At 59.6% G+C, this 24385-nt stretch carries 21 protein-coding genes, 1 tRNA gene and 1 riboswitch; of the genes, 12 read left to right on the top strand and 10 right to left on the bottom strand.

Annotated elements, in window-relative coordinates; all coding sequences use genetic code 11:
- Positions 1 to 114: 114 nt before the first annotated feature.
- A riboswitch (cobalamin riboswitch) is annotated at positions 115 to 328 on the bottom strand.
- Positions 329 to 333: 5 nt separating this feature from the next.
- Positions 334 to 1605, bottom strand: coding sequence for a CaiB/BaiF CoA transferase family protein (locus tag ACYVB2_RS02480; RefSeq protein WP_382429353.1), 1272 nt, complete (start codon positions 1603 to 1605; stop codon positions 334 to 336).
- 85 nt (positions 1606 to 1690) lie between these two features.
- The gene (locus ACYVB2_RS02475; protein ID WP_382429355.1) at positions 1691 to 2884 is read right to left on the bottom strand and encodes an acyl-CoA dehydrogenase; all 1194 of its coding nucleotides are present in this window, start codon (positions 2882 to 2884) and stop codon (positions 1691 to 1693) included.
- Between the two features lie 131 nt (positions 2885 to 3015).
- Between ACYVB2_RS02475 and ACYVB2_RS02470 the strand changes: the two genes are divergently transcribed.
- Entirely contained in the window at positions 3016 to 3975 is a 960-nt protein-coding gene (locus tag ACYVB2_RS02470; RefSeq protein ID WP_382429357.1) for a LysR family transcriptional regulator, read from the top strand.
- Between the two features lie 8 nt (positions 3976 to 3983).
- Here the strand turns inward: ACYVB2_RS02470 and ACYVB2_RS02465 are convergent, their stop codons facing one another.
- From ACYVB2_RS02465 to ACYVB2_RS02450, 4 genes are all read right to left on the bottom strand, one after another.
- Positions 3984 to 6017, bottom strand: coding sequence for a CHASE2 domain-containing protein (locus ACYVB2_RS02465; protein ID WP_382429359.1), 2034 nt, complete (start codon positions 6015 to 6017; stop codon positions 3984 to 3986).
- Between the two features lie 14 nt (positions 6018 to 6031).
- Positions 6032 to 6679 (bottom strand): OmpA family protein, encoded by a 648-nt coding sequence (locus tag ACYVB2_RS02460; protein WP_382429361.1) that lies wholly within the window; start codon positions 6677 to 6679, stop codon positions 6032 to 6034.
- On the bottom strand, positions 6676 to 7128 hold the full coding sequence (locus tag ACYVB2_RS02455) for a FecR family protein (protein ID WP_382429363.1): 453 nt from the start codon (positions 7126 to 7128) through the stop codon (positions 6676 to 6678). Before ACYVB2_RS02455 ends, ACYVB2_RS02460 begins: the two co-directional genes overlap by 4 nt.
- A 77-nt stretch (positions 7129 to 7205) precedes the next feature.
- A complete protein-coding gene (locus tag ACYVB2_RS02450; protein WP_382429365.1) occupies positions 7206 to 7457 on the bottom strand; it encodes a YfhL family 4Fe-4S dicluster ferredoxin in 252 nt (83 codons plus the stop codon).
- Positions 7458 to 7601: 144 nt separating this feature from the next.
- Here ACYVB2_RS02450 and ACYVB2_RS02445 point away from each other — a divergent pair, with 144 nt between their 5' ends.
- The 7 genes from ACYVB2_RS02445 (at position 7602) to ACYVB2_RS02415 (ending at position 15749) form a co-directional block, all read left to right on the top strand.
- Positions 7602 to 8564 carry an ABC transporter permease gene (locus ACYVB2_RS02445; protein WP_382429367.1) on the top strand — a complete coding sequence of 321 codons (963 nt, stop codon included), beginning with the start codon at positions 7602 to 7604 and terminating at the stop codon, positions 8562 to 8564.
- A gap of 9 nt (positions 8565 to 8573) precedes the next feature.
- Positions 8574 to 9458: an ABC transporter permease gene (locus ACYVB2_RS02440; RefSeq protein ID WP_460535124.1), complete on the top strand. Its 885-nt coding sequence runs from the start codon at positions 8574 to 8576 to the stop codon at positions 9456 to 9458.
- A 23-nt stretch (positions 9459 to 9481) separates the two neighbouring features.
- A complete protein-coding gene (locus tag ACYVB2_RS02435) occupies positions 9482 to 10495 on the top strand; it encodes an ABC transporter ATP-binding protein (protein ID WP_382429369.1) in 1014 nt (337 codons plus the stop codon).
- 53 nt (positions 10496 to 10548) lie between these two features.
- Positions 10549 to 11469: an ATP-binding cassette domain-containing protein gene (locus ACYVB2_RS02430; protein ID WP_382429785.1), complete on the top strand. Its 921-nt coding sequence runs from the start codon at positions 10549 to 10551 to the stop codon at positions 11467 to 11469.
- A gap of 33 nt (positions 11470 to 11502) precedes the next feature.
- Positions 11503 to 12987: an ABC transporter substrate-binding protein gene (locus ACYVB2_RS02425; protein WP_382429371.1), complete on the top strand. Its 1485-nt coding sequence runs from the start codon at positions 11503 to 11505 to the stop codon at positions 12985 to 12987.
- A 97-nt stretch (positions 12988 to 13084) separates the two neighbouring features.
- Positions 13085 to 15079, top strand: coding sequence for a methyl-accepting chemotaxis protein (locus tag ACYVB2_RS02420; protein ID WP_382429373.1), 1995 nt, complete (start codon positions 13085 to 13087; stop codon positions 15077 to 15079).
- Between the two features lie 55 nt (positions 15080 to 15134).
- On the top strand, positions 15135 to 15749 hold the full coding sequence (locus ACYVB2_RS02415) for a hypothetical protein (protein WP_382429375.1): 615 nt from the start codon (positions 15135 to 15137) through the stop codon (positions 15747 to 15749).
- A gap of 14 nt (positions 15750 to 15763) precedes the next feature.
- On the opposite strand, the gene ACYVB2_RS02410 is transcribed toward ACYVB2_RS02415, so the two are convergent.
- From ACYVB2_RS02410 to mutM, 4 genes are all read right to left on the bottom strand, one after another.
- A complete protein-coding gene (locus tag ACYVB2_RS02410) occupies positions 15764 to 17125 on the bottom strand; it encodes a glycosyltransferase (RefSeq protein WP_382429377.1) in 1362 nt (453 codons plus the stop codon).
- Positions 17126 to 17145: 20 nt separating this feature from the next.
- Positions 17146 to 18177, bottom strand: coding sequence for an A/G-specific adenine glycosylase (gene mutY, locus ACYVB2_RS02405; RefSeq protein ID WP_382429380.1), 1032 nt, complete (start codon positions 18175 to 18177; stop codon positions 17146 to 17148).
- Positions 18174 to 20132 (bottom strand): dynamin family protein, encoded by a 1959-nt coding sequence (locus ACYVB2_RS02400; protein WP_382429383.1) that lies wholly within the window; start codon positions 20130 to 20132, stop codon positions 18174 to 18176. Before ACYVB2_RS02400 ends, mutY begins: the two co-directional genes overlap by 4 nt.
- 90 nt (positions 20133 to 20222) lie before the next feature.
- Entirely contained in the window at positions 20223 to 21038 is an 816-nt protein-coding gene (gene mutM, locus ACYVB2_RS02395; RefSeq protein ID WP_382429385.1) for a bifunctional DNA-formamidopyrimidine glycosylase/DNA-(apurinic or apyrimidinic site) lyase, read from the bottom strand.
- Positions 21039 to 21084: 46 nt separating this feature from the next.
- Between mutM and ACYVB2_RS02390 the strand changes: the two genes are divergently transcribed.
- The 4 genes from ACYVB2_RS02390 to ACYVB2_RS02375 all read left to right on the top strand — a co-directional run bounded on the left by ACYVB2_RS02390 (position 21085) and on the right by ACYVB2_RS02375 (position 24358).
- Complete coding sequence (locus tag ACYVB2_RS02390; protein WP_382429387.1) at positions 21085 to 22857, top strand: tetratricopeptide repeat protein; 1773 nt, start codon at positions 21085 to 21087, stop codon at positions 22855 to 22857.
- The gene (locus ACYVB2_RS02385) at positions 22857 to 23378 is read left to right on the top strand and encodes a lipoprotein insertase outer membrane protein LolB (RefSeq protein WP_382429389.1); all 522 of its coding nucleotides are present in this window, start codon (positions 22857 to 22859) and stop codon (positions 23376 to 23378) included. Before ACYVB2_RS02390 ends, ACYVB2_RS02385 begins: the two co-directional genes overlap by 1 nt.
- 11 nt (positions 23379 to 23389) lie before the next feature.
- On the top strand, positions 23390 to 24244 hold the full coding sequence (gene ispE, locus ACYVB2_RS02380; RefSeq protein ID WP_382429391.1) for a 4-(cytidine 5'-diphospho)-2-C-methyl-D-erythritol kinase: 855 nt from the start codon (positions 23390 to 23392) through the stop codon (positions 24242 to 24244).
- A gap of 37 nt (positions 24245 to 24281) precedes the next feature.
- Positions 24282 to 24358: transfer RNA gene (locus ACYVB2_RS02375), tRNA-Gln, on the top strand.
- Positions 24359 to 24385: the final 27 nt, after the last annotated feature.

The following is a 24385-nucleotide window of genomic DNA, read 5'->3' as shown; positions in this document are numbered from 1 at the left end:
AATCCTCCCGTCGAATGGTTCATAAAAACACCATGCGGGGGCGATCAAAGCACACAAGCACTCCAGTAGGGCCGGAGTGCGATTGCAGGCAGTTTTCCCGTCACCCCGGGGAATGGTGCTGACATTTTTCGGGCCGGTCTTCTGGCTCGCCATCATCCTTGTCCGCGCCTTCCCATGTTTGGTAACACAGTGGCATGTGCGGGGTCGTCTGGCTTACAGCAGCGGGGGCTGCGCCGGAATGGCTGCACTGCTGTGCAACGTCACCGGCTTCCCGTTTAACGCAAACACCCTCAGAAGGAGTTTGCGCACCCGAAAGTCGGGCATTCTACAGGCTCAAGCGCCAATGGCTCCTGTAGCGCGCAACTGCGCACGTTGTGCTGCATCCAGCCCCCACTCCTGCAATACCTCGTCGGTATGTTGGCCCAAGGCCGGAGGGGCACTGCGGTAGCGCACCGGAGTGGCGCTCAGGCGCATGGGGTTGGCTACCCCCGCCACCTGTGCAATGCCATCGCCTGCATAGCGCGGCAGGTTGATACGCAAGCCACGGGCCTGCACCTGTGGATCGTCAAAGGCTTGGGCAATGGTGTTGATGGGGCCACAAGGCACCGCCTTGTCTTCGAGCAAAGCGACCCATTCCGCGGTGGTGCGGGTTTGCATCACTGGCACCAACAACTCCAGCAGTGCCGCCCGGTGGCGTACCCGTGCTGTGTTGCTGGCAAAACGTGCATCCTGTGCCCATTGTGGTTGGCCAATGGCAGCACAAAAGCGGGCAAACTGGCCATCGTTGCCAATGGCCAGCAGCACGTTGCCATCGCTGCTGCGAAAGTCTTGGTAAGGGGCCAGGCTCGGATGGATATTGCCTCCCCGGCCAGGTGCTTGGCCGGTTGCCAAAAAACCTGCTGCTTGGTTGGCTAACGTTGCCATGCCCACATCGAGCAAGGCCATGTCGATGTGCTGCCCTAGCCCGGTGGTGTGGCGGGCCTGTAGTGCGGCCAAGATGGCGTTGCTGGCATACAGGCCGGTGAAAATATCGATCACGGCCACCCCTACACGCAGCGGGCCACCACCGGGCTGGGCGTCTGCGTGGCCGGTGATGCTCATCAGGCCGCACAGAGCCTGCACCATCAAGTCGTAACCGGCGCGTTCGGCATAGGGGCCATCCTGCCCAAAACCCGTGATGGAGCAATAAATCAGGCGGGGGTTCAGGGCTTGGAGGCTGTCGACATCGAGGCCATACTGCTGCAAGCCGCCCACCTTGAAGTTTTCTACCAATACATCGGCCTGTTGGGCCATGCGGCGCAGCAAGGCTTGCCCCTCTGGGTGGGCCATATCGATGGTGATAGAACGCTTATTGCGGTTGCAGGCGGTAAAGTAGCTTGCTTGATCGGTGTCGTTGCCATCCACATCCTGCAAGAAAGGCGGCCCCCAGTGGCGGGTGTCATCACCCACGCCGGGGCGCTCCACCTTGACCACGTCGGCGCCCAGATCGGCCAGCATCTGTGTACACCAAGGCCCGGCCAGCACCCGCGATAGATCTAGCACTTTGATACCGGCCAAAGCACCCGCTGGAGTGGTGGCGGCGCAGGGGAAATCGGCAGTATTCATCAGACTATCCAGCCTCAAAAAACAAGGGAAAAGCCCCGCAGAGCGCACGGCACTGCGGGGCAGGAGTCACCGTGGCAAGTGTGGGTTAATTAGCAAAGGCGGCAATGCCGGTTTGGGCACGGCCCAAAATCAGGGCGTGGATGTCGTGGGTGCCTTCGTAAGTGTTGACCACTTCCAAATTGACCAAGTGGCGGGCCACACCAAATTCGTCGCTGATGCCATTGCCGCCCATCATGTCGCGGGCCAAGCGGGCAATGTCCAATGCCTTGCCGCAACTGTTGCGCTTGATGAGTGAGGTGACTTCCACCACGTTTTGGTGTTCATCTTTCATGCGGCCCACGCGCAGACAGGCTTGCAGGCCGAGGGTGATTTCGGTTTGCATGTCGGCCAGTTTTTTCTGGATGAGCTGGTTGGCGGCCAAGGGGCGGCCAAATTGTTTGCGATCCAGGGTGTATTGGCGGGCCATCTGCCAGCAAAACTCTGCGGCCCCCAGCGCCCCCCAAGCAATGCCAAAGCGGGCGCTATTGAGGCAGGTGAACGGGCCTTTGAGGCCGCGCACTTCAGGAAAGGCGTTTTCTTCGGGCACAAACACGCTGTCCATGACGATTTCGCCGGTGATAGAGGTGCGCAAGCCCACCTTGCCGTGGATGGCTGGAGCCGATAGACCCTTCCAGCCCTTTTCGAGGATAAAGCCGCGAATGGGGCCGACAGCGCCGCCTTCGGAGACCTCTTTGGCCCAGACCACAAATACATCGGCCACCGGGCTGTTGGTGATCCACATTTTGGCGCCAGTGAGCTGATAGCCACCCGGCACCTTTTGCGCACGGGTCACCATGCTGTTGGGGTCGGAGCCGTGGTCGGGTTCGGTCAGGCCAAAGCAGCCGATGTATTCACCGCTGGCCAGTTTGGGCAGGTATTTTTGCTTTTGCGCTTCGGTGCCAAACTCATAGATGGGCACCATCACCAGCGAGCTTTGCACGCTTGCCATAGAGCGGTAGCCCGAATCAACGCGTTCAATTTCGCGGGCAATCAGGCCATAGCTGACGTAATTGAGGCCGGGGCCGCCGTATTGCTCGGGGATGGTAGGGCCCAGCAGACCCAACTCGCCCATCTCACGGAAGATGCTGCTGTCCATCTTTTCGTGGCGGAAGGATTCAAGCACACGCGGGGCCAGCTTGTCTTGGCAATAGGCGGCAGCGGCATCGCGCACCATGCGCTCATCATCGGTCAATTGCTGGTCGAGCAAAAAAGGGTCGTTCCATTGAAAGTTGCTGGCCATGGGTGTCTCCTGAAAAATAGAATGTGCCGGTTTTGCATGAATAACTGGCAGGCACCAGATAGTAGCTTTGGAGATAACCAACAAGCAAACGAGAATGTGGCATCCAGTTATGAGTATTGATCATATTTTTTATGCGCCGTACCTTGCCATCCACCCAAGCCTTGGCCTGCTTTGAAGCCGCTGCCCGCCACGAAAGTTACACCCGTGCTGCCCAAGAGCTGGCCCTGACGCAAAGCGCGGTGTCGCGGCAAATTTTGGCTTTGGAGGATTTTTTGGGTGTGGCGCTGTTTCGGCGCACGCGCCACGGTGTCGCTTTGACCCCCGCAGGCAACCATTACGCCCGCCAAGTTGCCCAACGGTTGCAGGCGTTGGAGCGCGACACCTTGGACATCATGGCGCACCAAGGCCACGGCGGTGCTTTGTCTCTGGCTGCCGTGCCCACCTTTGCCACACGTTGGCTCATTCCGCGGTTGCCCCAATTGGCCGCCCTGCACCCCGACATCGTGGTGCATATCGATACGCGCACGCGCCCTTTTTTGTTTGCCGACACGGGCTTGGACGCTGCCCTCTACGCGGGCACCCCCGAGCAGGTGGCGCAGTGGCCGGGCATCCAAGCGCAATTGCTGTTGCACGAAGATGTGCTGCCAGTATGCAGCCCACGCCTGTTAGAAGTCGCTGCCCAGCGGGGGCTGGGGCGGGCCTACCAGCCAGTAGCGCCGCAAGCCCTGACACAACTGCCACTGTTGCAGCAGAGCACCCGCCCTTATGGCTGGCGGCAGTGGTTTGAGGCGATGGGAATTGAGGCCCCCCATGCACTGGATGGCCCCCGCTATGAGTTGTTCTCGATGCTGGCAATGGCTGCTACCCACGGCTTGGGGGTGGCATTGATACCCCCGCTGCTGATTGAGGCGGAACTGGCCTGTGGCGAACTGGTGGTGGCCTGCGCCCAACCGCTGCGTGGTGAGCGGGCCTATTATTTGGTCTACCCGGCACCCACACCAGCCCCCTCGCCGGTGTTGGTGGCGTTCAGTGCTTGGCTGGGGGCCGTGGCTGCACAGGCTGCAATGGCCAGCACCACCAGACCGGGGTAAAGAGGCGCTTAGGCCGCCAAGGCGGCAGCTTCTTCGGGGGGGTCGGCCAGCTCGTGGGCAATGCGGACAAACACATCCTCTTGGGCCACAAAAGCGGCCACTATATCGGGATCAAATTGACGCCCCGATTGTTCGATCAGCATTTGGCGCACCTGCTCATGGGCAAACCCCTCTTTGTAAACCCGGCGGCTGACTAATGCGTCGTACACATCGGCCAACGCCATCAGGCGGCCCGCCAGAGGGATGGCCCGCCCTTGCAGGCCGTGGGGGTAGCCAGTGCCGTCCCAACGTTCATGGTGGGCTTCAATCATCTGGCGGGCATAGTCCAAGAAGTTTTGCTTTTCTGGGCGGGCACTGCCTGCCATGATGCGCTCTAGGGCTTGCGCACCAATCAAGGGGTGCGTTTGCATGACGGCAAACTCCTCTGGGGTCAACTTGCCCGGTTTTTTCAGAATGCTGTCGGGAATACCGACTTTGCCAATATCGTGTAGTGGTGCCGACTTGGCCAGCAGTTCAATGTCAGACACCGTGAGGTGGCGGTAGCCTGGCATGGTGGCCAATTGGCGGGCCAATACCTTCACATAGCATTGGGTGCGCAAAATGTGTCGCCCAGTTTCTTTGTCGCGTGCCTCTGCCAGCACCGATAGGCTGATGATGATCTCGTCTTGCGCCTCCATCAGGTCACGGGTGCGCAAGCGCAGCTTGTGCGCGGCTACGCCATATTTGAGCAGGTTCAGAAACAAACTGGTTAGCACCAATGTCAGCATGGGCAGCAATGGGGACAGGTGTAGCCCTTGTTGCACCAGCAGTGCTTGAGCACCGGCATACACCCCCGCAGTACCCAGCAAGACCAACACCACGGAGCCTCGTACGCCCGCACGGGCCAGCCACCAAGTAGACAATGCCCCCGCCAACAATACCGCCAGCAATTCAGCCCCTGAAGCCCAAGCGGGCCGAGCGATAAAGTGGCCCGCCAATAGGTTGTCGATCACGGTGGCGTGAAACACCAAGCCATGCACGGCCGCGCCCGAGGGCGATAGGTGTAAATCCCCCAACCCCAGAGCCCAAGTGCCTACCAGCACGATTTTGTTTTTCAGGCTTTCGGGTGGCACGGTGCCCTGCAATACGGCCCGTGCCGATACATAGGTGGGGGGCTGGCTGCGCCAGTCCAGCATCAGATTGCCGCTACGGTCTAGTGGAATTTGCCGCCCGTTCCAATCCAATCGGGCTTCGGCAGGGCTGGCCTCCAGATGCAACTGGCGTCCTGGAGAGGACAGCAACAACGCCGATAAGGCCAAGGAGGGTTGATAGTCGCCACTATGGGGCCAGGGCAACAACAGGGGCACCCGGCGCAATTTGCCATCCACATCCTGTAGGGCATTGGTAAACCCCTCGGCAGCCGCCGCTTGGGTCAGGGCCGCTACGCTGCGAATGTGCCCCTGTGGCTGGGGCCAAGACAGAGGCGCTTGGATATTGCGCGACAGCACCATCCCGGCCGGCACTGGTGCTGGTGTGTTGGGGATGGACTGAGACGGCCCAAACTGTAGATAGGAGCCGATCACTATAGGCATGCTCTGCATGGCCTGTGCCAAGCGTTGCGAGTTGCTATCGGTGCTGGGGCCTGTGGGTAAGGCTTGTCCTTGCAGATCGCGCCGGCGTTCGTGGGCAATCACATCGGGCGAGCTGCGATCTGGCTCGGGCATCAACACATCCAAGGCCACCACGGTGGCCCCCAATCGCTGCAATTGCTCTACCAACAAGGCCAACCGATAACGCGGCCAAGGCCATTGACCAAAAGCGGCCAAGCTGTCCTCATCCACACCCACCAACACGACGGCGTTGGATTGGGGGGGCTGGGCGCGCGCGGCCAGCATCAGGTCATATACCGCTAGGTCGGCTTTGCGCAGTGCCAATGGCTGCCATACCGAGAGCGCACCAAGCACCAAGGTCAGTAGCAAACCAATGGCGTAGGGGCCCGTTTTTTCATCTGTCCAGACGGCACGCAACTGGCGCAGCAAACGGGAGACAAGCGGCTGGCGCATGCGGCCTGTGGCTCTTAGCGCACAATGACCATCACGCGGCGGTTGCGTGGCTCGGGCACTCCGTCAGGGGTGGGCACCAGTGGGTTGCCCTTGCCGTGGGAGCTGACATCCACCAAACGTGCGGCAACGCCGCGCTCTAGCAGCAGCCCCCGAACTTGCTCGGCCCGCTGGCGCGAGAGCGCATCATTGAGTTGCACCGAGCCCGTGGCATCGCTGTGGCCGCTGATGCTCACACGCACCGTACCTTGGCGCTTGGCTGCGTTGGCAATCTCATCGAGCTGTGCCAAGGCATCGGGCCGCAATTGGGCGGCACCACTCTCAAACAACAAGGTAAACACCCGTGCTGGCGCAGGCTCAATGGCCAGCACCTCGCCAAAAGTGGCGGTAATAAAGTCGGCTTGGGCTGTGGTAATCGCCGAAGGCGCCGCTTCAGGGCGGCTGATTTGTGTCATATCCCCCGCTTTTTGCAGCACCTGCCGGCCTGCAGCAGTGCTCACCTCGGCGGTGCCTACATGACCGGCCGGGTCGGGCACCAACACCACCGATTGGCGGGAGGCGCAACCACCCAAGGCCAGGAGCAAGGCGCCTAGCCCCAGCCATGCCCAACGGGGGCGAACCATAACCACTGGGGCGCGGGCAGAAGAGAAGCGGATGGTGGTCATTCTTGCACCTCAATCAGCAATTTGGTACCGCGCACCGCAATGGTGGCCGTGGGGGTCTGCACATGCGCTGCCTCGGGGGCCAACTTGACGATCTGTCCTGTCACATAGGAAAAAGTGCCCTTGAGCAGTTTGAGTGCCAGTGCAAATTTGCCTTCTTGTGGTGCAAAGGCATAGTCATTGAGCAGCAGCTCGCTGCCAGAACCCAGAGAAATCGAGGTGTCATCGGTCAAAACGATGCCAGCAGCTCCCGGACGTCCGGTGCGTATCCGGTCTCCTTGCAACAGCACCATGCCTGCGGCAGCGGGTAAGGGCGTGCCTGCACGATCGACCGTAGCACTGCCCGAGAGATTTTGCAGATGGCCGATGGTGTTGGTGGCTGGCTGTTGCGCCATGGCAGCAGGGGTTACAGCAGCCAATGCCAGCACCCACGTACACAGGTGTTTCTTCATGAAAAAGCCCCCCAAAACATCAGACGATGGGACATTGTGGCGCATATTGCCACATGGGCAAGCGCAGGGCGCCACACTCAGGCGGCGCTTTGTAAACGCTGAAACTTCTGCCAGAGGGTTTCGTGGCTTTCTACATGCTCTGGGTTGACCGGAATACACGACACAGGGCAGATCTGCACACACTGCGGCTCGTCAAAGTGGCCCACACATTCGGTGCAGCGGTTGGGCTCAATTTGGTAGATCTCTGGCCCCATAAAGATGGCATCATTGGGGCATTCAGGCTCACACACATCGCAGTTGATGCACTCATCGGTAATCATCAACGCCATCGGGCACTCCTAGCAAGAACGGATTTCATGAGCGCGATTATCCTGTGGCCTGTGTCCGCTCCTATCGCGCCACCCGCAAGCTGCCACAACGCATAAGGCTGTTTTGCCGCTATGCTGCCAGCCCTGATTTGAGTGCCAATGCCTATGGGACATTTCCTCCTCCAACGCCTAAGCCTGCTGCTGGTTGCACTACTGGCTGCTTCTGCGGCCATCTTTGGTGTGCTGGATGTGCTGCCGGGCAATGCGGCCCAAGTGCTGATGGGGCCAGATGCTGATCCGCAGGCCGTCGCGGCCTTGGCCGCTGAATTAGGGCTAGACCAGCCCATACTGCAACGCTACGGCCAATGGCTGGGGGGGGTGTTGACCGGCGATTTGGGCCTGAGCTATGCCTATAGCACCCCGGTGGCCGAGTTACTGCTAGAGCGGCTGGCCGTCACTGTGCCCTTGGCGGTGCTGGCAATGGCGCTGTGTACGGCATGGGCATTTGCCGCGGGCCTGTATGCCGCAGCCCGCCATCGCCGCTGGGATGCGCTGGTGGTGATGGGGCTGGTGCAATTGGGCATGGCAGTCCCCAGCTTTTGGCTGGCTATAGGCTTGATTTGGCTGTTCTCCATCCAACTGCCTTGGTTGGCAGCGGGAGGCTTTCCGGGGTGGACGGTTGCTGAAGGCGGTGGGCTGTGGCCTGCCTTGCAGGCACTGCTGCTGCCTGCTCTGGCCCTGGCGGTGGTACAAGGGGCGATTTTGGCGCGTACGCTGCGTTCGGCATTGCTTGAAGTGCTGCACGAAGACTTTGTGCGTACGGCACGGGCCAAGGGGCTGTCCTATCGGCAGGTGCTGTGGCGCCATGCGTTGCGCAACGCCATGATTCCGGTGCTCACGGTGATGGGGTTGCAATTTGCCAACCTGCTGGCGGGGGCCATTGTCATTGAAAATGTGTTTCAGTTGCCGGGCTTGGGGCGGCTGCTGTTTCAGGCCATTGCCAATCGGGATTTAATAGTTGTGCGCAACGGCGTGTTGTTGTTGGCAGCCTTGGTCATCTTGGTGAATTTTGTGGTCGATATCCTTTACGCCCTTATTGATCCGCGCCTGCAAGGGCACCCGCGCTAACGTCCTGCCGTGAACCCATCCCCCGATCCCGTTTCTGCCCCTGTGGCACCATACCCGCCATCCTCTGGGTGGGGCCACTGGAGGCAGCACCCCAGTTTGGCCTTGGGTGCACCGCTGGTGCTGCTGTGGTTGCTGGCCGCTGCACTCGGGCAGCTCTGGACGCCCGGCTCGGCCTACGAGGTCAATTTGTCGCTCAAGTTGCTGCCACCCAGCGGGTTGCACTGGCTCGGCACCGATGCTTTGGGCCGCGATGTGGCCTCGATGTTGCTGTTGGGCGCAGGGCAGTCTTTGATTGTGGGGGTGGTGGCGGTGGGCATGGGGCTGGTGTTGGGCACCGCGTTGGGCTTGGTGGCGGCAGCACAGCGTGGCTGGGTGGAGCAGCTGGTGTTGCGCATAGCCGATCTGGCCTTTGCTTTTCCGGCCGTGTTGCTTGCCATTATGTTCACGGCCCTCTATGGCCCCAGCATGGTCAATGCGATGGTGGCGATTGGCCTTTTTAATATTCCCATATTTGTACGGGTGGCGCGGGCCTCGGCCCGCGTGGTCTGGGCGCGTGACTTCATCTTGGCCGCACGGGTGTGTGGCAAAGGGGGTTGGCGCATCACCTTTGAACACATTTTGCCCAACATTGCCCCGGTGCTGTTGGTGCAGGCTACGGTGCAGTTTGCCGTGGCTATCTTGGCTGAGGCGGCATTGTCTTACCTAGGCCTGGGCACCCAACCTCCCGAGCCTTCGTGGGGCCGAATGCTCAGCGAGGCCCAAACCCTGCTTTGGCAGGCTCCCCTGCTGGCCTTGTGGCCCGGCTTGGCCATGGTGTTGACGGTGCTGGGTCTAAACCTCTTGGGCGATGGCCTGCGCGATGCCCTAGACCCGCGCTTGTCGCACCTGCGCTAATCTATTGTTGGGTGCCATTGCCTATGTCTCTACTCGAAGTGGCTGATCTGCACATCACCTTGCCCACACCCCAAGGCCGGGCCGCTGTGGTACGCAGCCTCGGTTTTACCTTGGAGCGCGGCCAAGTGCTTGGGCTGGTGGGGGAGTCGGGGAGTGGCAAATCACTTACCGCCTTGGCGCTGCTGGGCCTGTTGCCCGCAGGGGCACAAGCCCGTGGCAGCGTGCGCCTGAACGGCCAAGAACTGCTGGGGTTGCCTGAAGCGGCGCTGTGCGGCATTCGGGGCCAACGCATTGGCATGGTGTTTCAAGACCCCATGACGGCCCTGAACCCACTGCACCGCATTGGCGACCAAGTGGCTGAGCCATTGCGTTTGCACCAAAAGTTGGGGCGGGTCGCAGCCCGCCAGCAGGCACAAGCCCTGTTAGAGCGGGTGGGCCTGCCCGAGGCCGCCCAACGCATGGAGGGCTATCCGCACGAGTTCTCTGGCGGCCAGCGCCAGCGCATCACCATCGCGATGGCACTTGCCTGCGGCCCGGATCTGCTTATCGCTGATGAACCCACCACGGCGCTGGATGTGACTTTGCAGCAGCAGATTTTGGATTTGCTGCAAGACTTGGCCGCCGAGCGTGGCATGGCGCTGCTGTTGATTTCGCACGATTTGGGGCTGATTGCGCAAAACACCGACCAGATGCTGGTGATGTACGGTGGCAGCGTGATGGAAAGCGGCCCCACGGCAGCCGTTTTTACCCACTTGGCCCACCCCTACAGTCGTGGCCTGTTGGCGGCCCGTCCGGTGCTAGGTCAGCGCCAACCACTGCGTCAACATTTGCCTGTGATGAGCGGTACCCTGCCCGCTTTGGCAGATTTGCCTGTGGGGTGCCCGTTTGCTGGGCGCTGTGAATTCACCTTGGCCGTTTGCCACCGCGAAGCGCCCTCCGCACAAATCGGCGCAGACGATGGGCACAGTGTGCGCTGCTGGCGTGTGGAGCCCACCTTGTATGCTGGGCTAGGGCAAGCCGCCTGGAGGCTGCGATGACTGCCAAAACCGATGCCAACGCGGTGGATGTGCCCTTTCGGGATTTGCCCGGCATGGCTTGGCACGCCCCCAACCTAGACCGTCTGCCTGAATTGCCCCTGCTGCAAGCACAGGGGTTGGGGTTCAGCTACCCCTTGCACCGGCGCTGGCCTTGGTCGGTGCCAGAACAACGGGCGGTGCTGCACGATGTGAGTTTTACCCTGCACACCGGACGCAGCTTGGGCATTGTGGGGGCGTCTGGGTCGGGAAAATCCACATTGGCTCGGTTGGTCATGGCCTTGCTGCAACCTGCCACAGGCTCTGTGCGGCTACTGGGCCGCACACTGCACACCTTGGCCCCATCGGCATTGCGCCAAGCACGGCGCAATATGCAGATGGTGTTTCAAGACCCCTACAGCTCTCTCGACCCGCGCCAGCGCATTGAGCGCATCGTCACCGAGCCGCTGCGGGCGTTAGGGCAAGCGATTCATCCCACAGCACAGCGGGAACAGGCTGCGCAGGTATTGGCGCAAGTGGGCCTGCGCAGCAGCGATCTGGACAAATACCCCCACCAATTCTCAGGCGGACAGCGCCAACGCATTGCCATTGCACGCGCGCTCATTACCCAACCTCTGCTCATCGTGGCTGACGAGCCAGTCAGTGCGTTGGATGTATCGGTGCAAGCGCAGGTGCTCAATTTACTGATCGATTTGCAACAGCAGCATGGCTTGGGTTATTTGCTCATTAGCCACGATCTTGCCGTAGTGCAGCATTTGTGCGATGAGGTTCTGGTGCTCGATCAGGGCCGGGTGGTAGAGCGCGGTGCGCCACAGGCGCTGTTTTCTGACCCCCGCCACCCCTGTACCCAAGCCTTGGTGCAAGCGGTGCCACAAATCGATCCAGGCCGTGCTCGCCGACGCCAGACCTTGCGCCAGCGCATTGCCAACACAGGCGATGAGAATCTGCCTGCACACCACCGCCCCTTGGTTGGGTAGGTGCCCTCTCTTGCCCTCAAAACTGTTCCATCCATGTTCAACCGCCGCACCCTTTTGGCCAGCAGCACCTTGGTCAGCGCCTCTTTGGCCCTACCTGCCTTTGCACAACCCCCCAAAGATACGCTGGTATTGGCGCTGCACCTAGAACCACCGGGCTTAGATCCAACCTCTGGCGCGGCCTCGGCCATTGGCGAGATCGTTCATTACAACCTGTTTGAGACCCTCACCAAAATCAATGCCGATGGCAGTGTCTCGCCACTGCTGGCCGAGAGCTGGGAGGTCTCCCCCGATTTGAAAACCACAACTTTGCGGTTGCGCAAAGATGCCAAATTTCATAACGGCGTACCGTTCAATGCGGCCACAGCCAAATTCTCACTAGAGCGTGCTGGCAGTGCCAAAAGCACCAACAAAGACAAAAGCAGCTTTGCTCGGCTGCGCACCGAGGTGGTAGATGAGCACACCATCATCATCCGGCACCAAGACATCGACCCCGACTTTTTGTTCATGCTCGGCCAAGCCAGCGCCGCAATGGTGGAGCCACAAAGTGCTGCCACCAACGCCACCCGGCCAGTGGGCACTGGCCCTTATCAGCTCAAACAGTGGCGCAAAGGTTCCTCGTTAACGTTAGAGTTGTGGAGCGGCTTTCGCAACACAGCGCCACTGCGCATTCGCCAGGCCTCCTTTCGCTTTATTGCCGATCCGGCAGCTCAGGTGGCGGCGCTATTGGCGGGCGATGTAGATCTGTTTGCCCGTGTAGCCCCACGCAGTGTGGCCCAGTTCAAGGTCAATCCACGCTTTCAGGTGGTAGTGAGCAACTCGCGCGCCAAAACCATCGTGGCGATCAACAACGCGCGCAAACCGCTCCATGATGTGCGGGTGCGTCGTGCTATTGCGGCCGCCATTGACCGCAAAGCCTTGATCGACGGTGGCGCCGATGGCTACGGGGTGCCCATTGGCAGCCACTACGTGCCGGGCATGTTTGGTTATGTCGACACCACTGGCATCAACCCTTATGACCCCGATAAAGCCCAGCGGCTGTTGCGTGAGGCAGGCATCCAGCAGCCACTCAAGCTCAGCATGACCTTGCCCCCGCCACCCTATGCCCGTCAGGGGGGGGAGATCGTGGCGGCCCAATTGGCTAAGGTGGGTATCCAGGTCAAATTGCAAAACGTGGAGTGGGCCCAATGGCTCAGTGCCACTTATCAGCACAAGAACTACGACCTCACCCTCATCTCCCATGTGGAGCCGTTTGACTTGGCAAATTTTGCCAAGCCTGATTACTACTGGGGTTACCGTTCACCGGCTTTTCAGGCACTGTACGCACAAATCCAAGCGGCCGCTCGCCCGGTAGACCGCGCTCGGCTGTTGGGTGATGCGCAACGCATGTTGGCCGAAGACGCGGTACACGCCTTTTTGTACCAACCGCAATGGGTCACGGTGGCTGACAAGCGCCTGAAAGGCCTGTGGAAAGACATGCCCATCTTTGTCAACGACCTCTCGAGCCTGTTCTGGTCTTGATCTTGCTTGCTCCGATCTCTTCTCGCCACTGGCACCGCATTGTCATGACACCGTCAATGCCGCCTTGGATATTTGGCATACAGGAGATCTGCCACCGATGTCGTTCCCGCTTCGCTCATCTATTCCGGCCAAGGCTAGGCTTGCCCACCATCACATTTTTTATCCCCACGGATTTTGGGCGCCTGGCGTCAAATGGATGCGTAACATGGGGTTTGGTGCCAAGGCCAGTTGGATTTCACTGGCCTTTCTCATACCGTTGCTCTATTTGGGCATGGTAGCCATTCAGGCCAAGCAGGAACAGATTGATTTCACCCGCCAAGAACGGCTGGGTGTCATGGCCATACAGCACTACGCCCCTGTGATGCAGGGGATTTTGCAAGCCCGCAATGCCACACGCGCCAGCATGGGGGGGCTAGACCCATCGGCAGACTACATGGCTGCACGCACCAAAGTAGATCAGTCTTTGCACCAATTGGCGCAATTTTTGGCGGCAGAGGGCGCACCCTTGCAACTGCACGGCCAGATGGCCCACCTACAGCAAACATGGACGGACACGGCCAGAGCCAGTCGGGGTGTCGATGCGCAAGGCCGTACCGTTTTTGGCCCGGTCACAGAAGCAGGGGTGGCACTGCTGCGTGACATAGGCGACAACTCCCAGCTGATGCTCGATCCCGAACTCGACAGCCTGTATTTGGCCAGTGCCTTGGTGCTGTCTATGCCCCGTGTGGCCGAGGATTTGGGCCAGCTCTGGGGTTGGAGCAGCTTTGGTGTTGCCAAGGGAGGGCTTAGCCTGCAGGAGCACCGGCGGTATGCTGTTTGGGAAGCTGGAGTGGCATTGGGCTTAGCCGATATGCAAAGCCATCTGGATCGGGCCACCAAGGCACAACCTGCGCTGCGCGATCAACTCGGGCTCGATTTGCTGGTGCAGGCCCGGGCCTACCACCAACAAGTGAGCGACCCGGCCCACCTGATCAGTGCGGCTCGCAGCGCCCCAGAAGTCTATGCCTTGGGTAGCCAAGCCTTGTCTTCGTTTTTGGGCTTTTATCAGCAAGGTCTGCCAGCATTGGACAGTCTGCTGGCTGAGCGCGAAACCCGTTTGCTCCATGAACGCAACGCCCTAGGGACGGTCGCTACCGTCTTTGTCGCACTGGCGGCCTATTTGTTTTATTCTTTTTATCTTGTGACCCGAGGTGGGCTGGCGCTGATCAGCACACATCTGCGAGAAATGGCCTGTGGAGACTTGCGCCGCGCTCCCAGCAAGCCTTGGGGTAAAGACGAACCGGCACTGCTGATTGCCGATTTGCGCATTGCCTACGAATCGCTCCATGCACTGATCGACAAAGTCTCACACTCGGCCACCGAGCTGGATGCGGCAGCCAACCAAATTGCAGGGGCGAGCCTGGAGCTGTCGGACCGTACCGATTCTGCCGCCGCCAGTCTAGAGCAGCAGGCCGCTGTTATGCGACAAATAGGCTCCACCGTAGGCTCCACGGCAGAGCGGGCGCAACAGGCCGCACAGGCAGCACAAACCAATGCTGCGGCTGCCAATCGGGGCGGCCAGGTGATTGCCTCGGTGGTGGAAGTCATGAGCGGCATCAATGCCACCTCTAGCAAGGTCAGTGACATCATTGGCGTGATTGACGGCATTGCGTTCCAGACCAACATTCTGGCCCTCAACGCGGCTGTGGAGGCTGCACGCGCGGGTGAGCAGGGCCGGGGCTTTGCAGTGGTGGCCAGTGAGGTGCGGGCGCTGGCACAGCGCAGCGCCGAAGCGGCCAAAGAGATCAAGCACCTGATCACCGACAGTGTGTCCCAAGCCGGGCAAGGTGCCAGCGTGGCCCGTGATGCAGGCGAGACCATGCGTGAGTTGCTAGACAATGCCCAGCACATTCGCACATTGTTGTCCGACATTGCCCGCAGCGCCCAAGAAGAAGCCGCTGGGGTAGAGCAAACCAGCCAAGCTATCCACCGGTTAGACCAAGATACGCAACAAAACGCCAGCATGGTGGAGAACACCATGGCGACAGTGCAACAACTCAAAACACAGGCCAATGGGCTGCTGTCGGAAATTGCCAACTTCCGTCTGGCTTGAATCTGGCCCGCATAGCTACACTTGGCGCTTTTTTCAACGGCGCTGCGCATCTGCAATGGATATTCTGACCCTGACCTTGGTGCTGACGCTGGGGCTGTACTGGCTCAACAACCGCCACCAGCGCCGCCGCATTGTGCTGCTAGGCCACTATCTGCACCCCTATCAAATCGAAAAATTGATGGAGGCGCTCACGGAAGGTTATCTTCGTGCTTTGGGTGAAAGCACCCCCGAAAGGCGCGAGCAAATCTGGCATTTGCTCGCTACTACGGAGAACCAATTGTGTGAGCAATTCAGCCGCTTTGCCACAGACTTCGCTCAGGTGGACGCCGCCAGCGCCCGCATCAGTCGGTTGGCGCTGCCGTTGCCTCTGGCCGATGTTTGGTGGCCCAAGGCCACTTTTGACATGCGCAAGGCATTGGCTATCCATGCGCGCGGACTGACCCGTGCCGCACAAGCACACCCCGGTCAATCCGAGCGAGACCGCGCCTTCACCATGTCGGCTGAGCTGTTCTTGATGCAGCACACCTGCCACTGGTTTTGTAAATCGCACGCTATGGCATCGGCACGAATGCAAGCCCGCCACCAAACACCCTATGCGCAACTGGTCGCCAGTGTCTCGCCAGAAACTCGGCGCGACTACTTGGCACTGGTGCGTGGCACCACTGCGTGAGCAGGAGTGGCCTGCTACTGATCCTCTTCTGCGAGCAACGCCCGCACCTCAGCCAATGATTGGCGCAATTGGGCCAAAACCGTGAGCGGAGGGGGCAGCGGCGTGGCGGCTGGCATAGCGGTTGCTGCTGGCAACACTGCATCCGCTAGCGCCTGTAACCATTGCCGTTGTTGGGGCAGAGTCACTTGGTGTAGATCAGCGTGGGCCTGCACCCATTGCCGAGCTTGGGCACCCAAATGCTGGCGTGTGGGGACATCGGCCAGCAATTGGGCCACGGTGTGGGCCAGCGCAGGGGCATCAAAAAAGTGGACTAGCCAACCATTGTGACCATGCTGCAATACCTCCCGCACCGGGGCCGTATCGCTGCCCACAATGGCACAGCCTACGCTCATTGCCTCCAACAGACTGCGGCCCAACACAAAGGGGTAGCTCAGGTAGACATGCACGCTAGACAACTGCAACAGACCGATCAAGCTGGCATGGGGCACCTGCCCAACAAAATGCACCCGTGCCCAATCGGCAGCTTCTAGTTGCGGCTGCAGCTCCTGCACCAGCACATCACGCCAACTTTGGCCGCTGTCGGGTCGGGGGCCATAACCACCTTCTGTGCCACCGGCAATCATGATGTGTGCTTGGGGCCGTAGCCGCAACAACAGTGGCAGGCTGCGCATGAAAACATGAAAGCCCCGGCAAGGCTCCAACGTGCGGCTGGCAAATGTGACTACCTCTTGTGTGCGCGTCAGGGTCAAAGCACCATTGAGCGTGAGGCTGATGTCTGGATGGGGGGCAATGGCTGCTGTGTCTATGCCATCACGAATCACCGTGATGCGCTCGCGCAAAGCAGGGGCAAAGGTGTCCGCTTGCCATTGCGTGGGGCTGATGGCGGCTTGGGCGTCCTGCCAGTGCAATAGGTGGGGTAGGTTTTTTAAGCGCAAGGGGGCTGCGGCCAAGGGGCCAAGGGCCGCAAACTCCGGATCAAAACCCGTGGCAACGCTGTCGGGTTGGTAGAACAACTCGGCGTACAGCCCCAGTCGGGCTTGGGGCCAGATCTCTTGGAGAAACAGGCTGTCTCCCCAGCCGGGGTGGGCCACGATGACATCGGGCGTAAAGCCTTGCGCCTGTAGTTGCAATGCTGCATGGCAGGCTGCTTCGCCACGCAAAGTTTGGCGTTCTGCTTCTTGCAACCAAGGGTGCAGGCCTGCCGCGCTGGCACGCGGTGGTGGACAAGCCACCAGCGTGACCCCCTGCCATGTGGCTGCAAGCTCTGCCTGTGCAGCCACCAAAGCCACCAGGGTATGTGTGGCCTCCGTGGTCAGCATGGTTGCCAATGCGGCAAATGGCCCTGGAAAATGGGGGTGAACGAACAATATTTTCATCAACAAACCGTCTCAAGCCTTTACCCGGCCGACAGTAATTTTCGGACAGGCGCGGGCAAGCCCAAATCGGGCCATTGTTTGGGGGTAAACCAGCCACCGTCTTCGTGTGCAAATTCGGACGCGCCCACCCGTCCACGCACCGGATGCAAATGCAAATCACGGTGCGTGAGTACATGCACAAAGGCTGGCAAATGTTCCACCCCGGTGGCTTCTGCCAAGGCCGGGTGCTGGGCCAACTCTTGCGCAGACCCGTGTATTGGCAAGCAGTACAGTCCGGCCCAAATGCCTGATGCAGGCCGACGTTGCAAATACACCCGTCCTTGGTCATCTTGGAGCCACAACAGCCACCACGACTGTGCTTGTCGTTGCAGTTTGCGTGTTTTGACGGGATAGTGTTCGGGCTGTCCTTGTGCCAGCGCCACGCATTGCCTGTTGAGCGGGCACAGCAGGCAACTGGGCTTGCGCACGGCACACACTGTGGCCCCCAAATCCATCAAGCCCTGGGTGTAGCCAGGCATGGTCACTTCCAGGTTGTGCTTGGGCAGCAACGATTGGGCTGCATCCCAAAGCTGGCGCTCATGTGCCGCCACAGCCAAATCGGCACCAAAGCCCAATACACGGGTCAGTACCCGGCGCACATTGGCATCCAGAATGGGCACCCGCTCGGCAAAGCAAAAAGCAGCAATTGCTCCTGCTGTGGAGCGGCCTATGCCTGGCAACTGTGCCAACTGAGCGGCTGTGGGCGGGAACCGTCCTCCATGCTGCTCCATTACCATCTGGGCGCAGCGGTGCAAATGACGCGCTCGGCTGTAGTAGCCCAAGCCACTCCACAGTGCCAGCACATCATCTTGTGATGCGCTAGCCAAGGCCGCCACATCTGGGAAGCGTGCCAGAAAGCGGGCGTAATAGTCCAGCACCGTGCTGACTTGGGTTTGTTGCAGCATGATCTCTGACAGCCAGACCCGGTAGGGGTCGCGCGTTTGCTGCCATGGCAGGTGGTTGCGGCCATGCTGTGCTTGCCAAGCCACCACCTGATCAGCCAACGCACTCATGTGGCCGCAACCATCGCAGCATTTTGTGGCGACACACCAGACAAAGACAACAATTGTTGGGTATGTGCCTGCAAACGCTGCTCTAGGTGCGCCAGGGTGGACTCGCTGTCCTCAATTTCTGCAATGCGCTCTACCAAACCACTGGCCGCTGATTGAATGCGGTCTACCGCCTCAATGCGGCGGGTAAAGCTGCGCCGGCGCTCACGCAACTGCGCATCAAGCTGGGCTGTGGCTGTTTTGCTCCACAGTTCCAAATCGTTGGCAGCCGACTCAAACACGGCCCGCACCCGCATGAACAGCGCCCGGCCCAGACGCTCGGCAAAATCGGGGTTGGCTAACTTGAGGGCGTTACCCAAGCTCAAATACTGCAAGTGGCTCTCTTGAATGCGTACCAAGTCAGCGGCAAACTGTTCCATGCGGGGGGCAGCGGGCACTTGCAAGGAAAAACCAAACTCTGCATTCAGTTGGCTGAAAGTGCCCCCCAGCATGGCCTGAATTTCGGTGGCTGACGCTTGGGCGGCATCCAGCGTGGTGCACAAATGTTCAAAGGTCTCGGCATACTGCTTGCGCACACCCAGTTTGAGGCCTTTTTGCTGCAAAGCCTCCACCAAGGCGCGCATTTGTTCTTTGAGTGCTTTGGCCCCCAATTGCTGAAATACATCTTGCAGCAATTTCAGGTGGACTGTGCGCACCGCCTGTATTTTGGCTGCGCTGTGGTCAAACTCAGTTTGTTCCTGCTCAATGCGACTGCGCATCGACTCAATCACCGAAGCATTTTTGCCCCGCAGGCTGCGTAACTCCAACATCTGATCGTCCAGATCACGACGGCGGATGTTGAACACGCGTGCCATCTCGGCATTCAGACTGGCCACTCCAGCTGCTACAGCCGCCCGCAAAATAGCTTGGCGCTGCCCCATGATGCCGTGCGCCAAGGCGGCCTCCAAGGTTGGCAAACCACTGGCCTGCAAGAGAGCGTCGTCGTTGGTGATTTTGGCCAATAGCCCTTTTTGTGCCGACACCGGCAGCACCTGCCCTATGCCTACACCCAGCATTTGGGCCGAGGTAGCACATTGGCGTTGCAGTTGTGTGCGTACCAACTCCGGGGTGTTAAGGGCATCCCAGAGCGTATCGATCTTGTTGAGCACCACCAACCGCGCATCGTTGCTGCCCTGGGGCGCTGCCAGATGCTCACGCCAGATGGCCAGATCAGAGCGCGTCACCCCTGTATCAGCCCCCAGAATAAACACCACCGCATGGGCTTGTGGGATCAGGTTGACCGTCAGTTCAGGCTCTGCCCCCACCGCGTTGAGGCCAGGGGTGTCCAAGATAACCAGCCCATCCTTGAGCAATGGATGCGGCATGTTGATGATGGCATGGCGCCACATGGGCACTTCCACCTGTCCGTGGGCATCGGGGGCGGGGTTTTCTTCGGGTAGCTCATCATGCCAAAAGCCCAATGCCCGGGCCTCATCCACACTGACACGGCGCACTTGGGCCACTTTTTCAATGGCTACGGCAATCTGGTCAGCGTTGTGAATGTCCAACGGCATGGTGACCCACGTGTCGCGCTTGAGCCGCCACTCGGTCAGGCTGGGCGCTTGCAGGCGGGTTTCGATGGGCAACAGCCGCAAGCTGGGTGGTTCCGCACTGTCATAACCCAGTTCCGTCGGACACATGGTGGTGCGTCCTGGACTGGCGGGCATGATGCGGCGGCCATATTTGGCAAAAAAGATGGCGTTGATCAGTTCGGACTTGCCGCGCGAAAACTCCGCAACAAAGGCGACCATGATCTTGTCTGAGCGCACTTGGGCCTCAAGCCGCTGTAATCGCTCTTGCACTGCGGCATCCATCAGCTCATGGGCGTCCATCCATTGCGCCAGCTGCTTCAACTGCTGGGCAAATGCACGCCGCCAATGGCCATGTTGCTCAAACTGATCGTTGAATGAAGATCCCACTTTATTCCTGGAAATCGAAAAGCTGTCTGCAACAGAACACACTGCTTTTGGCCGTCAGCACGACATCAGCACAGAGCTGTGTCCAAAGATTTACTCATGCTGACAGCGTGGGCAGTAATAGCTGCTGCGCTGCGCCTGGCGCACCATGCGCACCGGCGTGGCGCAAGTATGACAGGGAGCGCCCTCACGTCCATAAACATGGGCTTGCTGTTGGAAATGACCACTCTGGCCATCGGCACTGGCAAAGTCACGCAAAGTGCTACCACCACTGGCCACTGCCTGGGCAAGCACCTGTTGGATTGCTTGGTGCAGCAATCCTACCCGTTTAGGCGTCAGATCGCGAGCGGCCACGGTCGGCAAAATACCTGCCATGAACAGGGCTTCACTGGCGTAGATATTGCCTACACCCACGACTACCTTACCCGCTAGCAGCACTTGCTTGATGCTGGAGCGACTAGCCCGCAGCCCTTGCCCAAAGGCCTCCAGACTGAAATCGCTAGACAAAGGCTCCATGCCCAGATGGCCAAGCAACTTGCACACCACCGGATCTTGCGCACTGCTGGCGTACACCACGGCGCCAAAACGGCGTGGATCATGCAAACGCAAAACACCGTGCGTTGTTTGCAGGTCAAAATGGTCGTGGAGGCCAGGCGGTGGCAATTCTGTGGCAAAACGCAAACTGCCCGACATGCCCAAGTGCAACAGCAACAACCCCTGATCCAGATCGAGCAATAAGTATTTGCCCCGTCGGCGTACCGACTGCACCACTCGCCCGATCAATATGGCAGGCGCACAACCCAGCGGCCAACGCAAAGGCTTGCCAACTCGTACCGCCATAACCTGTGCCCCGACAATTGCTGGGGCAAAACTGCGGCGCGTTACCTCTACCTCTGGCAATTCAGGCATGTATCACCACTTTGAACCGATGTTGAAGCATCGATTATTATGGTTCATGGCTTCCATCCACCGTTTCCTGCTCTCCACCATTGCCGCCGCCCTTACCGCAGGTTCGGCAATGGCTGGGGCGGCCTCCACCAAATCGGATTCTGCAGCGCAGAGTCAACGCCGTGCGGTGCAGGAAGCACGCCAAGCGGCGCTGGATGCCGAAGTGTTCTATGAAATCCTGCTGGGCGAAATGGCCGCTCGCACGGGCGATCCGGCCACCGGCTTTGCCTTAATGCTGGAGGCCGCTCGCAACAGCAATGACGAAAAGCTCTACCAACGTGCGGCAGACATGGCCTTGCAAGCCCGCTCGGGGGAGTCGGCATTGGCAGCGGCACGCGCTTGGCAACAGGCCTGGCCCCAGTCGCGTGAGGCCAACCGCTATGTACTGCAAATCCTTGTGGCACTCAATCGTATCCGCGACACTGTCGGGCCCTTGACCCGTGAACTGGCACTCACCCCGTCTGCCAGCCGGGTGAGCGCCTTGTTGGCGTTGCCGCCGTTGTACCGCCGCGTTAGCGACAAAGCACTGGCTGCTAGTTTGGTGGAGCAGGTGCTGGCCCCCTATTTGACACAGCCCGAGACGGGGGCTGCCGCATGGGCTGCTTTGGGCCGGTTGCGTCTGCAAGCCGAAGACCCGCCCGGCACCTTGCACGCAGTGCAACAAGCCCAACGCTTCGCCCCTGCCGACGAAGCCGCCGCCCTGCTGGCACTGGAGTTGTTAGAGCGCGGTGAGGCCACTGCGGCTGCTTCGGTAGAGCATTACTTCTCACAACCTCAAGCCAGTGCCAACCTGCGTTTGGGCTATACCCGTATCTTGTTAGCCACTCAACGCTATCCTGAAGCACAGGCACAGCTGCAAGTGCTCACCAGCCAGACACCCGAGCAATCCGAAGCGTGGTTTCTCTTGGCGGCGGTCTACTTACAAAACGGCCAATTGCCCGAGGCAGAAGCCGCACTCCACAAGTTCACTACCCTCACGGCCACAGAAGAAGAACCGGGCAGTAAACCCAGCAAAAGCCTGACGCAGGCCTACCTGTTGCATGCCCAGATTGCCGAAAAGCGTGGGCAGTACAGCCAAGCGGATGCTTGGCTCAACCGTATTGACCACCCTGATGATCGCTTGGGTGCCCAAACGCAACGGGCTGCATTGCTGGCCCGCCAAGGCAAATTGGCCCAAGCCCGGGCGTTGGTGCGCAGTCTGCCAGCCGAGACCCCCCAAGAAGAACAACTCAAATTGCAGGCTGAAGTGCAATTGCTGCGTGATGCCAAGCAATATGCCCCTGCCTACGAACTCCAAGCCCGTTTGGCAGCCTTGGCACCAGACAATAATGAGCTGCTCTATGACCATGCCATGCTGGCCGACAAACTGGGCCGGCTGGATGAAATGGAGCGGCTGCTGCGCCAAATTATCGAGCGTCAACCAGATTTTCACCACGCCTACAATGCGCTGGGCTACTCACTGGCCGACCGGGGCTTGCGTCTGACCGAGGCCAAGGCGCTGATCGAAACAGCCCTCAAGTACGCTCCTAACGATCCGTTCATCACAGACAGCCTAGGTTGGGTGCAATTCCGGCTTGGTGAACACACCCTGGCACTGCAACTGCTGGAATCGGCTTTTGCGCGCCGCCCTGATGCAGAAATCGCTGCCCATCTGGGTGAAGTGCTCTGGACTCTGAAGCAACCTGAACGGGCCCGCGCCGTCTGGCAACAAGGCCTACGGCAACAACCCGACAACGAGACCTTGCACAAGACCATGCGCCGTTTTGGCATCCAACCCTGATGCACCACTGCCACCAATCTGCGCTCCCACGCCGCTCGGCGTTGCTGTGGTGCCTGGGTGTACCGCTGGCATTGTGGGGTTGCGCACAGCCACCAGCCGCCCCCAGTAGCCACGGATTGCTGCAGCGCACGCTTTGGAGTGGTCGACTGGCTTTGCAAGTTGAAGGGTATCCCTCGCGCTCATTCATCGCTGCGTTTGAGTTACAAGGCAATGCCCATCTTGGCAGTCTGCAACTGACTGGCCCTTTAGGCCAGACGCTGGCACAACTGCACTGGAACCCACAAGGGGCACGGCTGGAAACCGGCCACACTACCGAAGAAGCCAGCTCTATCGAGGCCTTGCTTGAACGTGACACCGGCGCACCCATCCCAGTTGTCGCCCTGTTCGATTGGCTAGCGGGTCAGCCCACCGCCATCGAGGGTTGGAGCACAGACCTCAGCGCCATTGCCCAAGGGCGTCTGACTGCGACCCGGTTCAGCCCCGAGCCACACACCACCTTGCGCATCACGTTTGAATACTGATTTGCCACACCATGCAAGCTTTGTACGATGTTCCGGCTCCAGCCAAACTCAACTTGTTTCTGCATATCACGGGGCGCCGGAATGATGGCTACCATCTGCTGCAATCGGTCTTCATGCTCATAGACTGGTCTGACACCCTGCACTTTGAATTGCGCCAAGATGGTCACATTAGCCGCGAAGACCTCAACACCCCGTTGCCCGAGCACGACTTGATTGTGCGTGCGGCCAAGGCATTGCAACGCGCCACGGGCTGCACACTGGGGGTGCATATTGGTATTCATAAAAGTATTCCAACGCAGGCGGGTATGGGGGGGGGCTCCTCCGACGCGGCCAGTACCTTGCTGGCACTCAATCGGCTCTGGCGCTTGAATCTAGACCGTGCCACCTTGAGCCGTATTGGGCTGCCCTTGGGCGCTGATGTGCCGTTTTTTCTTGGTGGGCACCATGCTTGGGTAGAAGGTATTGGTGAGCAGATCACCCCTTTGACGGGCGAATATGCCTTGCCCTCCGCACAGTTTGTAGTCGTCAAGCCCGCAGCGGGTTTAGAGACGCCAGCCATTTTTGCAGCGCCCCATTTGAAACGTGATTCAGCCAATGCTACAATGGCGCAGTTCCGTAGCTCGCCGTATGCGTTTGGACACAATGACCTGCAACCTGTAGCTGAGTCTTTGTGCCCTGATATAAAAAAGGCACTCAGCTGGCTCAACCTTCAAGGGTTAAATGCTAGAATGACGGGATCAGGAAGTGCTGTGTTTGCACAGCTATCACATGCCGACAATCTTGCCGATGCGCCAAGCACTTGGCAAGTAAAAAAATGTGAAAATCTGAAAATTCATCCACTCAGCAGTTGGATTTCAGGTATATAATTTAAGGCTTGCTGAATAACGTTCAGTAGGCCTGTGTAGGGGAGTCGCCAAGCTGGTTAAGGCACCGGATTTTGATTCCGGCATGCGAAGGTTCGAATCCTTCTTCCCCTGCCAAATTCGCCTCTTGCAGGCACACACTCT

The organism is Giesbergeria giesbergeri (assembly GCF_054779375.1).
This window is presented reverse-complemented; position numbering and strand designations above follow the sequence as displayed.